At 69.6% G+C, this 14,198-nt stretch carries 8 protein-coding genes; 5 read left to right on the forward strand and 3 right to left on the reverse strand.

The genetic code is table 11. From position 1 onward, the window contains the following. Positions 1-543: 543 nt before the first annotated feature. Positions 544-4,482: an ATP-dependent RNA helicase HrpA gene (gene hrpA / locus CDO52_RS22010; protein ID WP_094932658.1), complete on the reverse strand. Its 3,939-nt coding sequence runs from the start codon at positions 4,480-4,482 to the stop codon at positions 544-546. 191 nt (positions 4,483-4,673) lie between these two features. Between hrpA and CDO52_RS22015 the strand changes: the two genes are divergently transcribed. The 3 genes from CDO52_RS22015 to CDO52_RS22025 are packed head-to-tail and all read left to right on the forward strand — an operon-like array spanning position 4,674 to position 8,280. Continuing rightward, positions 4,674-5,669, forward strand: a complete 996-nt coding sequence (locus CDO52_RS22015) for a TAXI family TRAP transporter solute-binding subunit (protein WP_033301350.1) — start codon at positions 4,674-4,676, stop codon at positions 5,667-5,669. Positions 5,670-5,681: 12 nt separating this feature from the next. After that, entirely contained in the window at positions 5,682-6,215 is a 534-nt protein-coding gene (locus CDO52_RS22020) for a DUF1850 domain-containing protein (protein WP_017620419.1), read from the forward strand. Positions 6,216-6,231: 16 nt separating this feature from the next. Then, positions 6,232-8,280, forward strand: coding sequence for a TRAP transporter permease (locus CDO52_RS22025; protein WP_157745679.1), 2,049 nt, complete (start codon positions 6,232-6,234; stop codon positions 8,278-8,280). A gap of 927 nt (positions 8,281-9,207) precedes the next feature. Here CDO52_RS22025 and CDO52_RS22030 read toward each other — a convergent pair. Further along, positions 9,208-10,239 (reverse strand): NADP-dependent oxidoreductase, encoded by a 1,032-nt coding sequence (locus CDO52_RS22030; RefSeq protein ID WP_017620417.1) that lies wholly within the window; start codon positions 10,237-10,239, stop codon positions 9,208-9,210. 179 nt (positions 10,240-10,418) lie between these two features. Here CDO52_RS22030 and CDO52_RS22035 point away from each other — a divergent pair, with 179 nt between their 5' ends. Continuing rightward, positions 10,419-11,066 carry a TetR/AcrR family transcriptional regulator gene (locus tag CDO52_RS22035; RefSeq protein ID WP_017620416.1) on the forward strand — a complete coding sequence of 216 codons (648 nt, stop codon included), beginning with the start codon at positions 10,419-10,421 and terminating at the stop codon, positions 11,064-11,066. 100 nt (positions 11,067-11,166) lie between these two features. Here the strand turns inward: CDO52_RS22035 and CDO52_RS22040 are convergent, their stop codons facing one another. Further along, positions 11,167-12,165 (reverse strand): LCP family protein, encoded by a 999-nt coding sequence (locus CDO52_RS22040; RefSeq protein WP_026126118.1) that lies wholly within the window; start codon positions 12,163-12,165, stop codon positions 11,167-11,169. Between the two features lie 385 nt (positions 12,166-12,550). On the opposite strand from CDO52_RS22040, the gene CDO52_RS22045 reads away from it, so the two are divergent. Then, on the forward strand, positions 12,551-14,143 hold the full coding sequence (locus tag CDO52_RS22045) for an alpha/beta fold hydrolase (protein ID WP_094932659.1): 1,593 nt from the start codon (positions 12,551-12,553) through the stop codon (positions 14,141-14,143). Positions 14,144-14,198: the final 55 nt, after the last annotated feature.

Consider the following 14,198-nt stretch of genomic DNA (forward strand, 5'->3'; position numbering starts at 1 on the left):
CACCCGGAGTCCGAAGGCGGTGGGGCGGCGGCCTCCACCCGCATCATGTGCGAGAGAGGATGGTCCCCGTTCTGGGACGGCTGAGGGGGCAGGGGTTGGTCTCCCCGCCCGGCCGGCGACGGTGGCTGTGCCACGGCACATCTCCTCGTATGCAAGGGGAACCGGACGGCGGTATGGGGTCGGAGAACGCGGAATGCCGACGGATCGCACGTGGGAGCCGTGTTCGGGTTCGCGTGACCTACCGCGAACGGCACATCCCAGCAGCGCCGCCCACCAATGACGGAGGTGGCACCGCTCGCATCGCGCACTTGACCCCGCGGTCGGTCAACCGCCGGGATATCGCCTCATGATCAACGAATCGTCGGCAACGCTAGCACCGACCAATCCTCTTATGCAGCAGGGTTTCGCGACCTTCTGACGTTCTCTTGACGAATGCGGACCGGCCGCATTCGGTGACTCTCCGACTACCTGGGCGGACACGCGTAGGAGTGATCACGATGTGATGAGAACCACCCACCGGATCATCAGACCCTTTTTCGTCCGCTATCCGACCTTTGCCGCCTCGATCGCCTTGAGAATCCTTTTCTCCGAAACCGGGTGGGCGGTGCCCAATTCCTGGGCGAAGAAACTGACCCGGAGCTCCTCCAGCATCCACCGGATCTCCCGCACCCCCGATTCGTCGGCCCTGCCCGGACCCAGCCCGGCGAGCAGCTTCTCCCACGCCTGCCGCATCTGCTCGACCTTGGCCATGTTGACCTGGTCGCGGCGCGGGTTCTCGGAGAGCTTGGCGAGCCGGTACTCCACGGCCCGCAGGTAGCGGTGCAGGTCGGCCAATCGCCCCCGACCGGTTTCGGTCACGAAACCGGAATGGATCAGCCCGGCCAGCTGCCCCTGGATGTCGTTGAGGGACGGCAGGACGGCGAGGCTCGTGCTGCCCTTCAACTTGCGCTGCACCTCGTGGGCCTTGCCCAGGACCCGGGCGGTGGCCGCCACGACCTCGGCCAGGGTGTCGCCGAGTTCGGCGCGCACGTGCTCGCGTAGCCGGTGGAAGGCGTCGCCGTCCCACACCGGCCCCCCGGCCTCGGCCATCAGCGCGTCGACGGCGCAGCGCAGGCAGTCGTCGAACAGCGCGTTGATACCGCCGTGCGGGTTGTGGCTCAGGGCGAGCTTGGCCGTGTTGTCCAGGCCACGCTGGACCACCGCCGCCGGCGAGGGGATCTGCAGCAGGAGCAGCCGCCGCACACCGGCCCACATGGCCGCGCGCTGTTCGGCCTCGGTGTCGAAGATCCTGATGGCCACGCTGTCGCCCTCGTCGACCAGGGCCGGGTAGCCCCGGACCGCCGGACCGGCCGACTTCCGCTCGAAGGTCCTGCTCAGCGGTCCGAAGTCCCAGGAGGTCAGCCCCGTCTTCTCGATGCCCTTGGCCTCGGCGGAGATCGCCTTCTGCAGCCGGGGCTTGAGCTGGGCCCGCAGGGCGGCCAGGTCCTTGTCCTCGGCCAGCTTGCGGCCCTTGCCGTCCACCGCGCGGAAGGTGATCCGCAGGTGGTCGGGGACCTTGTCCAGCTGCCAGTCGTCGGCGCCGATGCGCTCCCCGCTCACCCGGCCGAGCTCGCGGCTCAGCGCCTCGACCAGCGGCTCGGTGTAGGGGGTGAGCCGCCCGAGGACGGCCTCGGCATGGTCTGGAACGGGCACGAAGTTGCGCCGCAGCGGCTTGGGCAGGGACCGGATCAGCGCGGTGACCAGCTCACGGCGCAGGCCCGGGATCTGCCAGTCGAAGCCCGCCTCCTCGACCTGGTTGAGCACCTTGAGCGGGATGTGCGCGGTGACGCCGTCGGCGTCGGCGCCCGGCTCGAACTGGTACGAGAGCGGGAAGGTGAGGGAGCCCTGGCGCCAGGTGTCGGGGTAGTCCTCCTCCCGGACCTCATCGGCCTCCTCGTTGATGAGCATCGACTTCTCGAAGCCGAGCAGGTCGGGGTCGGTGCGGCGGGCTCGCTTCCACCAGGAGTCGAAGTGGGCGGCCGAGACCACCTCGGCGCCGATGCGCTCGTCGTAGAACTGGAACAGCGTCTCGTCGTCGACCAGGATGTCGCGGCGGCGCGCGCGGTGCTCCAGGTCCTCGACCTCCTCCAGTAGCCGCCGGTTCTCGTGGAAGAACTTGTGGTGGGTCTCCCAGTCGCCCTCGACCAGGGCGTGCCGGATGAACAGCTCGCGGGAGAGCTCCGGGTCGATCTTGCCGTAGCCGACCTTGCGCTGCACGACGATGGGCACGCCGTACAGCGTGACCCGCTCGTAGGCCATGACCGCGCCGCGGTTCTTCTCCCAGTGCGGTTCGCTGTAGGTGCGCTTGACGATGTGGCCGCCGAGTTCTTCGGCCCATTCCGGTTCGATCCGGGCGTTCATCCGCCCCCACAGCCGGGAGGTCTCCACCAGCTCGGCGGACATCACGAACCGGGGCTGCTTCTTGAACAGCGAGGATCCGGGGAAGATCGCGAAGCGGGCGCCGCGCCCGCCGAGGTACTCGTGCTTCTCCGGGTCCTTCAGGCCGATGTGCGAGAGCAGGCCGGACAGCAGCGAGATGTGCACCTGGCGCGGGTCGGGCCGGGCGGAGTTGAGGGTGATCCCCATGCCCTTGGCGACCTGCTTGAGCTGGCTGTAGATGTCCTGCCACTCGCGGACGCGCAGGTAGTTGAGGAACTCGGTGCGGCACAGCTTGCGGAACTGGTTGCCGGACAGCGCCCGCTGCTGCTCCTGCAGGTAGGACCACAGGTTGAGGTAGGCGAGGAAGTCCGACTCCTTGTCGGTGAAGCGGGCGTGCTTCTCCTGGGCGGCCTGCTGCTTGTCGGCGGGGCGTTCGCGCGGGTCCTGGATGGACAGCGCGGCAGTGATGATCATGACCTCGCGGACGCACCCGTTGCGTTCGGCCTCCAGGACCATGCGGCCCAGCCGCGGGTCGACCGGCAGCTGCGCGAGTTTGCGGCCGAGCTGCGTGAGGCGCTTGCGGGCGTCGGTGGCCTGCGGGTCCAGTGCGCCCAGCTCCTGGAGCAGATGGACGCCGTCCTTGATCTGCCGGTGGTCGGGGCCCTCGACGAAGGGGAAGGCGGCGATGTCGCCCAGCCCCAGCGAGGCCATCTGCAGGATGACCGAGGCGAGGTTGGTGCGCAGGATCTCGGGGTCGGTGAACTCGGGACGGGAGCAGAAGTCCTCCTCCGAGTACAGCCGGATGCAGACGCCTTCGGACACGCGGCCGCAGCGGCCCTTGCGCTGGTTGGCCGAGGCCTGGGAGATGGGCTCGATGGGCAGCCGCTGCACCTTGGTGCGGTGGCTGTAGCGGGAGATGCGGGCCGTGCCCGGGTCGATGACGTACTTGATGCCGGGCACGGTCAGCGACGTCTCGGCGACGTTGGTGGCCAGCACGATGCGCCGCCCCCGGTGCGGGGTGAACACGCGGTGCTGCTCGGCCGAGGACAGGCGGGCGTACAGCGGGAGGATCTCGGTGTCGCGGAGCTTGAGCTTCTCCAGAGCGTCGGCGGTGTCGCGGATCTCCCGCTCGCCGCTGAGGAAGACCAGGACGTCGCCGGGAGCCTCGCGGCCCAGCTCCTCGACGGCGTCGCAGATGGCCTGGACCTGGTCGCGCTCGGTGTCCTCGGCTTCCTCGGCGATGGGCCGGTAGCGCACCTCGACGGGGTAGGTCCGGCCGGAGACCTCGACGATCGGCGCGCTGTCGAAGTGCCGGGAGAACCGCTCGGGGTCGATGGTCGCCGAGGTGATGATGACCTTGAGGTCGGGGCGGCGCGGCAGCAGCTGCTTGAGGTAGCCGAGCAGGAAGTCGATGTTGAGGCTGCGCTCGTGGGCCTCGTCGATGATGAGGGTGTCGTAGCGGCGCAGCATCCGGTCCTGCTGGATCTCGGCCAGCAGGATGCCGTCGGTCATGACCCGTACGAGGGTGTCGTCGCCGGAGTGGTCGGTGAACCGGACCTTGTACCCGACGGTCTGGCCCAGGGGGGAGTCGAGCTCCTCGGCGATGCGCTCGGCCACGGTGCGCGCGGCGATGCGCCGCGGCTGGGTGTGGCCGATGCTGCCCTGCACGCCGCGGCCCAGTTCCAGGCAGATCTTGGGCAGCTGGGTGGTCTTCCCGGAACCGGTCTCACCGGCGACGATGACGACCTGGTGGTCGCGGATCGCCTCGGCGATGTCGTCCTTCTTCTGGCTGACCGGGAGAGCTGTGGGGTAGCTGACCTGGGGGACGGCGGCCTTGCGCTGCTCCAGGCGCAGTTCCGCCAGGTCGATCTCGGTGGCCAGTTCGGCGGCGATGGCGTCGCGCTTGCGTTCGTCGCTCACCTTGTGCAGGCCGTCGATACGGCGGCGCAGCCGATGGCGGTCGGCGGGCATCAGCTGGCCGAGGCGGGCGCGGAGTTCCGGGTAGGGCGCGGGGGAACCCGTGGAATTCCGGGAACGCGGGGATCTGGCTGGCGAGGTTCTCATACCGCAGTCAAGGATATGAGCGCTCGCAAGGGGTTTTCTCCGCAAACGACCGACCGTTCGGGAGATAGAAGCCCTGAAACGCGTTCCATGTCACACAGAGTTGGGTAGCGTCACACACGGCACATGTGACGAGTATGCATGCCCCCGAGTACTCACCCCCCGGATCATGGCCCTGGAGAGGACCAGCGAGTATGCGACGACCCTGGCTCGGATTGACCGCGCTTCCACTGAGCCTGATTCTGTTGACCTCCTGCACCCAGCCCGCCGAGCGCGGCAGCTTCGAGAGCCTCTCCATCGCGAGCGGCACCACGGGCGGGGTCTACTACCCCATCGCCGGGGCGATCTCCCAGATCGTCGGTTCGGAGATCGAGGGTGTCGGCGCCACGCCCGAGGCCACCGCCGCCTCGGTGGAGAACCTGCGCCTCCTCGGCGCCGGGGCCAGCGAACTCGCGGTCGTGCAGGGTGACTCGGCCTACCAGGCGGACAGCGGCGAGGGCGAGTTCGCCGAAAAGCCGGTCGAGAACCGCGCGCTGCTGGTCCTGTACCCGAACGTGTACCACAACGTGTCCCTGCGATCGATCGACGACCGGCTCGACCTCGACTGCTTCTCCGACGTCAAGGGCCACCGGTTCTCGGTGGGCGCTCCGGGCAGCGGCAACGAGCTGACCACCAGCCTGGTGTTCGCGGACCTGGGCATGGACTTCGACGACATCGACGTACAGCGCTACGCCTACGCCGAGACCGCCCGGGCGCTGCGCGAGGGCCAGCTGGACGCCGGGTCGTGGGTGGTCGGCGAGGGACACGGCAGCCTGCGCGAGCTGGAGGCCACCGACCCGCTGCACCTGATCCCGCTGTGCGGGGACGAGGTGGACGCCGTGGTCGAGGACCACCCCTTCTACACCTCGCACATCATCGAGGGGGGCACCTACTCCACGGTCTCCGATGACGTGCGCACCGTGGCGGTGTGGAACATCCTCACCGTCCGGCCCGAGTTCCCGGACAAGCTCGCCTACCGGATGGTGAAGGCGGTCTACGAGAACGCCGATGCGGTGAACCGCGTGTACCAGCCGGGCACCGAGTACCTGGTCCCCGAATCGCTGCGGAAGAGCCCGGTGCCGCTGCATCCCGGGGCGCTGCGGTACGCCGAGGAGGCCGGGGTGGACATCCCCCTCAAGCTGCGCGGCTGAGCGGCCATCGCGATGCGCCGCCGAAGACCCGGCACCGGCCGGGCCGTAGCCGCCGGGATCGCCGGACTCGCCGTCCTGGTCGCCCTGCTGTGGCCGGTCTGGCCGGCACTGACGCTGGAGGGTCCGGCCGGGCCCATCGGGGATCTGCCGCTCGATGTACGCCGACGCTTCGGACTCACCTTCGTGCACTCCGTCGACGGCCTGCCGGTCGAGGACCGCTACCGGGTCCGCTCCGGACGGATCGTGCAGGAGTCGACCCTGCTGATGCAGTTCGGCGCCGGGACGGGACACATCCCCGGGGTCGGCACCGGCCGCGCGGTCGGTGAGCGGTGGGAGGTCAGCGGGCTCGACCGGGACATCGGCGAGCTGCGGATCCGCGTCGGTTCCCCGCCCGCCGACCACCGGCTGGTGCACCCCGGCGGCGAGCTCGCCCTGTCGGACTGCTGGGCCGGCGAGGGCGTGGTGGTCCGAGCTGCCCGGATCTCGACCCTGCGACGCGTCATCGCGGCGATCGCTCCGGCCGATTGCCCACCCCCGGAGACGTGAGGAGCCGACAGCCGACATGAGCGACGAGCACCTGGACGGGACGGACGGAACGGTGGAGCCCGGGGACTCCGAGAGGGTGTCCCCCGACAGATCCGCCCAGCCGCTGCGATCGGTGGCAGGAGGGGAGGCGGACCGCCACACCGGGCCGCCGCTATGGCGGCGGCTGGCGGCCGAGCGGTGGGGCGAGGGGCCGGTCGCCGACGCGATGGCGGCGGTGATCCTGACACTGGCGATCGCCCTCGGCGGATACCAGATCTACACGGCGCTCGTCCTCGACCTGGACGCCTACCTGCAGCGCGTGCTGCACCTGATGTTCGTGCTGGTCCTGGTCTTCCTGGTGTGCCCGGCCGGGAAGGGCCGATGGGAGCGGGCGGTGCCGATGGCCCGCGTCGACCTGGTGTTCGTCGTGTTGGCGGCGATGGTCGGCCTCTATCCGGTGCTGTTCTACGGCGACATCGTGGCGCGCATCGGTGCACCGAGCGCCGCGGATCTGACCATGGGGATCGTGGCGATCCTGCTCCTACTGGAAGCGTGCCGACGCGTCATCGGCCTGTTCATGTCGGTGCTGGCGATGGCGTTCCTGGCCTATGCGTGGCTCGGCCCGCTGCTGCCGGACGCGATCGCCCACCGCGGCTACACCTACCAGCGCATCGTGTACCACACCTACCTGTTCCAGGAGGGGATCTACGGGCTGGCCCTGGGTATCGCCGCCACCTTCGTGTTCATCTTCATCCTGTTCGGGGCGATGCTGCTGAAGACGGGCGGCGGAGACTTCTTCGTCGGCCTGGCCTACTGTCTGACCGGCCGGTACGCGGGCGGTCCGGCCAAGGGGGCGGTGGTGGGCAGCGCGCTCATGGGGTCGGTCTCCGGCAGCGCCATCGCCAACACCGTGACAACGGGCGCGTTCACCATCCCACTGATGAGACGCGTGGGGTACCGGCGGCACGAGGCCGCGGGCGTCGAGGCGGCGGCGTCGACGGGAGGTCAGCTCCTCCCGCCGATCATGGGCGCCGGGGCGTTCGTGATGGCGGAGCTGGCGCGGGTGCCCTACGTCGACATCCTCAAGGTGGCGCTCATCCCGGCGCTGATGTACTTCGGGGTGCTCTTCCTCTTCGTGCACATCCTGGCCCGCAAGCACGGGATCGGCGGGCTCCCGCCGGACGAGATGCCGCGGCTGGGCACGGTACTGGTGTCCGGCTACCACTTCCTCGCCCCGCTCCTGCTGTTGATCACCCTGCTGCTGATGTATGTCACCCCGCTGCAGGCGGGGCTGTACGCGACCGCCGCGCTGTTCCTCGTGGCGAGCGTGCGGGCGAGCAGCAGACTGGGGCTGAGCGACCTCGCCGAGGTGTTCGTGATCGCGGCCCGCAACGCCCTGGGGGTATCGGTCGCGACGGCCGTCGCCGGAATCATCGTCGGCGTCGTCGGGCTCACCGGACTGGGCCTGAAGCTGTCCGCCCTCATGCTCGACGCGGCCGACGGACGGCTGCTGCTGACCCTGGTGATGGTGGCGCTGGCCTCGCTGGTCCTCGGCCTGGGACTGCCGGTGACCGCGTCCTACATCGTGCTGATCGTGCTGGCCGGCCCGGCCCTGATCGAGCTGGGCCTCCCGCTGATCGTCGCGCACATGATCGTCTACTGGTACAGCCAGGACTCCAACGTCACGCCCCCGGTCGCACTGGCGGCGTTCTCGGCGGCGGGCATCGCGGAAGCCGACCCCATGCGCACCGGCCTGACCGCCTGGAAGTTCGCCAAGGGCATCTACCTGATCCCACTGCTCATGGCCTACTCTCCGCTCCTGCTCAACGGCACGCCGACCGAAGTGGCGATGGCCGTCCTCAGCGGATCCTTCGCCCTCGTCGCGGCCGCCGTGGCCCTGGAGGGCTTCCTCGTCCGCCGCACCCTCCTCGCCGAACGCCTCGCGCTGCTGGCGGCGACGGTGCTGATCCTCTTCCCCGGCCTGTGGCCGGACCTGGCCGGAATGGCGCTGGTCGCGGCGGTGGTCGTCACCCAGCTGCTGCTACGAAAGAACGAGCGGCCCACTCTTGCGACGCCGCCGGGGTAGTGGCATGCAGGCGATCGCGCCGACCATAGTCCCGACGCTGCCCTTCCCCAGCGCCGCACCGATCGGGCACTGGGGTCTGCTGGGCGGCCTTGCCGGTGCTCATCCTGCCCGGTGTTCTTGGGTGAAAAGCGGCACCGAGGGCAGAGGGGGTTGGCGGCGCCTGTTCCCTCGGGGCGCGGCGGTATGAGGCCAGCGTCGGCGGCCCGCCCCGCCGGGCACCTCCCCGGTGGACCGGCGGGGCGGCACCGACGGCGGGTGAGCAGTGGCGGCGCCCCGGTCGGCTCCCAGGCGGGGCGGGCGGGCCGGAACGCGGGGTGGGTTCTAGTTTGTGTTGCAACACAAACTAGAACCCACCCCGCTTGACATCAAGCGGATAACGGGCCACCCGGCGCCGGTTATGCCCGGTTTGCCACAAGTTCCGCCGTGATCACCGCTAGAAGGGACCTCCGGCGGGGCGCCAAGACGGAAAGGGCAGGTGCTTTGTCCTGTTTGCCATGGTCAGTGCGGGGTGGATCCGTTGATCTCGGGGATATCGACGGAATCCCCGCCGAAATTCGGTCGATATCCCCGAGATCAACGGAGGCGCGGACATAACGGGCACACAGAGAGCGCTTTCCCTCCCTGGGCCACCCGCCCCGCCCCGCCAGGGAGCGCCGCGAAGCGTATGGCCCGACGCCGCCCCCACCCCGCCCCGCCCGGCGGGGGACCGGCGCCCCCAACCCCCACCCGCCCTCGGCGCCGCTTTTCACCACAGAGCGTCAGAAGGGATACAGGCAGACAAGGCCGCCCAGCAGACCCCAGTGCCTGTCCCCTGCCCCGACGATCAGGGGCAGGGGCCTCGATCCTGTCTGTGCTGCCCGGCCCGTCCCGGTGATCACCGCGGGGCACCTGTGGCAGCCCGAGCGCCGGGGTCCGCCCACGTGGGTGTCAGCCCACGCGAACCAGCATCTTGCCGACGTTGGCGCCACGCAGCATGTCCAGGAAGGCGTCGCGCGTCTGCTCGATGCCGTCGACGACGGTCTCGTCGTAGACGAAGTCGCCCTTGGACAGCCACTCGCCGACTTCGGCGGCGAAGGCGTCGAAGCGGTGGTAGTAGCCGCCGACCGTGAATCCGCGCAGGGTGAGGCCCTTCTTGATGGTCTCGAAGAGATTGCGCGGGGCAGGCTGCGGCTCGGTCGCGTTGTAGACGGAGATCATGCCGCACAGCGCGGCGCGGCCATCGTTGTTGAAGGCCTTCAGCGCCGCCTCCAGGTGGTCGCCGCCGACGTTGTCGAAGTAGACGTCGATGCCCTCGGGTGCGGCCTGGGCGAGCTGCTCTCTGACGTCGCCGTCCTTGTAGTTGAACGCGGCGTCGAATCCGTACTTGCCGGTCAGCAGGTCGACCTTCTCCTGCGACCCGGCCGAGCCGATGACCCGCTTGGCTCCCTTGAGGCGGGCGATCTGGCCGACGACGGATCCCACGGCACCGGCGGCGCCGGAGACGAAGACCGTGTCGCCCTCCTTGAACTCGGCGATGTCGAGCAGGCCGACGTAGGCGGTCAGCCCGGTCATGCCGAGGACGTGCAGGAAGACCGATTCCGGCAGGCCGGGGACCTTGGACACCTTGCGGTAGTTCTTGGCCGGGCCCTGGGCGAGGGTGCGCCAGCCGTCGAAGTGCAGCACCGTGTCGCCGACCGCCAGGTCATCTGAGCGGGAGGCGACGACCTCGCCGACCGCGCCGCCGGTCATCGCCTCGTCCAGCTGGAACGGCGGGATGTAGGACTTGACGTCGTTCATCCGCCCCCGCATGTAGGGGTCCACGGAGATGTAGGTGTTGCGCACCCGCACCTCGCCGGGCTGCAGGTCGGGCAGCTCGCGCTCGACGAAGCGGAAGTCGTCGTTCTTCGGCCAGCCCACGGGGCGGGCGGCGAGCTGCCACTCCCGGGTGGTGGATGCGGGCGATTCTGCGTTCGTGGACATGTGTCCTCCAGGTTCGTGATCGGGCGGCGGGCCCGGCGGCCCGGCGCTGGCACTGGCGCCATGCCAACGCTGAGCGGACGGGATCATCCGGCATCAACATCGATGCTCGGACGAGCATTCCCGAATGCCATTAGATTTTTATTGAGCATGATTCAACATGCCTGGTTAGACTGGTCCCGATGAACGAGCAGACCGGGCGGCGGCGCCGTCCCAGCAAGGGCGATCAGCGCGAGGAGGCGATCCTCGCCAGCGCGCGGACGCTGTTGTGCGAGCGCCCGATGAGCAAGATCACCGTCGCGCAGATCGCCGAGGGCGCCGGGATCACCGCCCCGACCTTCTACTTCTATTTCGCCACCAAGACCGATGTGCTGGCCGCCCTGCTGGACCGGGTGGCCGAGCGGGTGCGCGGCGAGCTGTCGGGCTGGCTGGAGAACGAGGACGGGACGGCGGCCGGGGCCGAGGAGGCGCTGCGCCAGGCGCTGACCACCAACGCCTGTCTCTGGGCCGAGCAGGGGGCGCTGCTCCGCGAGGTCTTCGTCTGCCCGGACACCGACCCGCGGCTGTCCGACTTCCGGGATCGGATGGGCGAGCACCTGGTCACGGCGGTCGGGCGGCGGATCGAGCGGGATCGGGAGGCGGGCCGTGCCCTTCCCGGGCCGCCGGAGGCGTCCGACCTGGCGCGCACGCTGGTGGAGATGACGTTCGCGGCGTTCTCCGCCGCCTCGCGCCGCGACGACCCCGCCCTGCGCGACGGCCGCCTGGTGGAGACGCTCGCGGTGGTCGTCATGCGCTCGGTGTACGGTTCGGCACCGAGCTCCGGGGCCTGATTCCACCGGGATGCGGAGCACCGGAGCCGACGGCCGGCCCCCGCGCTGACCGACCGCGTCGTGCTCCCCTGCCCCCCGTGGCGGGATGCCGGTACTCATCTCAGCGGACTTCGTCGACGTCGTTTGCCAGGCCGTACTCGGCGACGTAGGCGTCGAGGGAGCCGTCGCGCAGAGCGCCGAAGACGTCCCGCTTCACCTCGTCGTCCAGGTAGGCGATGTTCTTCCCGTCGATCCAGTCGGTACCGCTGATGGGCAGGCTGACGAACGTCATCCCCTCGGGGCCGATCTCCAGCAGGCGCATCCCCATGGAGCGCATCGTGGTCATGCCCACGCCCTCGTCCACGGCCAGCGACTCGCTGGCGGCCTCCAGGAAGGCGTCGAGCCGGAGGGGGTCGGTACGCAGCTCGGCGCTGGTCACCTTGGTGGCCATCGCCTTGAGGAAGGCCTGCTGGCGCTTGATCCGGTCCTGGTCACCACTGGGCAGCCCTTTGCGCTCGCGCACGAAGCGCAGCGCCTCCTCCCCGTTCATCCGGTTCGTTCCGGCTGGCCAGGACCAGCCGTTGCTCGGGTCGACGACCGGTTCGACGAGGCGCACCTCGACGCCGCCGAGGGTGTCGGTCATCCGCTCGAACCCCTGGAAGTCGATCACGGCGACGTGATCGATGACCGCCGCTGTCTCCCGCTCGACCGTCTCCACGAGCAGTCGGGCGCCGCCTTCCCGGAAGGCGTGGGAGATCCGGTCGGGTCCGTGGCCGGGGATGTCCACCCAGGCGTCACGGGGGATGGAGATGAGGTGGACGCGGTCGGCGCCCTCGGGAGCGTGCAGCACGATGATCGTGTCGGCGTGGGCCTCGCCGACCCGCCAGTTGTCTGCTGTGGAGGCGCCGCGCAGGTCCGACCCGACCAGGAGCCAGGTGTCCCCCGGAGCGGCGTTCCCGGCCGCGCGGCCGGAGGGGAGCGCGTCCTGGATCCGGTCGATGTTGCCGTCGTAGGTGAGCACCCGCCAGAGCCCCACCGCCACCGCCGCTCCACCGAGCAGGGCGATCGTGGCCAGGGCCGCCACGACGATACGTAACCCTCGCTTCCGCAGCCTCTCCATACGGACTCCCCGATCCGCGTGACGTGCGGTTGCCCTTCCCAATTACGGGGTTTTCTCACATCCGTCCCGGTTTCCGACCGAGGGCCAAACGTACGTATATCGCCACGTAGCGTCTATACCCACCCCACTCCACCCCCATCACCCGCACACGCCCCTGCCGTCACACAACCGCTGGGGCACATGCGCAAATTGTCCACATTCGGCCAATTGTTTGAACTATGACTTTTGTCAGTTCCACCGTTCCTGTCGGGATTCCTAGGGTCGTCGCCGTTATGCCGAATTCGGCCCGCTGTCCCCCCTATTGCCAGCGGGTCTCCCCCACCCCGAAAGGCAGCCCGTGAACCTAGGCAGAACACGAAGCGGTCGCATCCGTGCCGCTGTGGGCATGATCGGCGCCGCCGCCCTCACCGGCGTCCTCGTCTCAGCGCCGCCCGCCGCGGCCGACACGGCCGATACGGTCGCCCCCGACCTCCAGAGCTTCTATGACCAGGAGCCCTCCTGGAAGCCGTGCGGCGGCGGGCTCGACGGCCTGGAGTGCGCCAAGATCGTGGTCCCCATGGACTACGACAACCCCAAGGGCGAGAAGATCCGCGTCGCCATCTCGCGGCACAAGGCCACCGACCGCGACCACCGCCGCGGCGTCCTGCTCATCAATCCCGGCGGCCCCGGCGGCACTGGCCTGGGGATGGCCCAGTACCTCAGCGACCAGAGGATCGCCGAGGTCTACGACCTCATCGGCTTCGACCCGCGCGGTGTCGGCAAGTCGACCCAGCTCCGGTGCACCGAGCCCGACCTCGACGACCTCGAACTCTCCAGCCGCCCGACCAACGCCGAGCTGCACAACTTCACCGAAGCGGCACGCCGGACCGAGGAGGGCTGCGACCGGACGGCCGGTTCGCTGCGCCCCCACATCACCACCGCCAACACCGCCCGCGACATGGACGTGATCCGCGGCGTGCTCGGCGAGGAGAAGACCAACTACCTCGGCTACTCCTACGGCACCTACCTCGGCGCCGTCTACGGCAGCCTCTTCCCCGACCGCATGGACCGCAGCGTCCTCGACTCCTCGATCCACCCCGACCGCGTCTGGCGCGACACCTGGCTCGCGATGTCCCGCGCCCACACCGAGAACGTCGAGCGCTTCACCGAGTGGGCCGCGGAGAACGACGCCGAGCTCGGCCTTGGTGACAGCCCCGAGGCCGTGTTCCAGACCATGGAGGACGTGGCCCAACAGCTCCACGAGAACCCGGTCGACGGCTTCGACCGCACCTCCTTCGACCAGACCGTCTTCGGGCTCAACCGGGACCAGGGGCGCTGGGACGTCCTGGCGTCCTTCATCTCCAGCTTCCGCGACGGCGACAGCGCCGCGGCCCGGGAAGCGGCCAAGGCGGGATCGCTGCGCATCGCCGCCGACCGCGAGCGGCTGGCCGACGGCGGCCCCTCCACCTTCACCACCATCCGGTGCGAGGCCGACTGGCCGAAGGGGACCGGCGGATACTACGCCGACATGCGCGAGTACACCGACAAGTACGCCTACGGGCTGGGCGCCATGCTGTCCGCCCCCGACGCGTGCACCTTCCGCTCCTACACCCCCGATGAGAAGCCGGTGGAGCTGAAGCGCGACGGCTACCCGACCGGCATCGTCGTCCAGGGCCACTACGACACCCAGACCGCCTGGGCGGGCGGCCCGGCCATGGCCAAGCGGCTGCGTGACAGCCTCATCATCGTCGAGAACGACAGCAACCACGGCTACTACGGCGGCCCGGACTACGACTGCGTCACCGAGCAGATCGATGACTACCTCATCGACGGCATCCTGCCCGGCAGCGCCACCACCTGCCCAGGCCAGCCCATGCCCAACCTGAAGTCGGCCGACACCGCCGACGAGGACAACCTCACCGAAAAGGTGCAGGAGCAGATCGACGAGGAGGAAGAGCAGCCCGCTCCGCCGGTCCCCGCTCCGATTCCCGCCGCTTAGCGATCACCGGCGCGGGCGGCGGGGTGCCACACGTCGCCGCCCGCGTTGCCAGTGC

It is taken from the genome of Nocardiopsis gilva YIM 90087 (assembly GCF_002263495.1).
In the GTDB taxonomy this organism is placed as follows: domain Bacteria; phylum Actinomycetota; class Actinomycetes; order Streptosporangiales; family Streptosporangiaceae; genus Nocardiopsis_C; species Nocardiopsis_C gilva.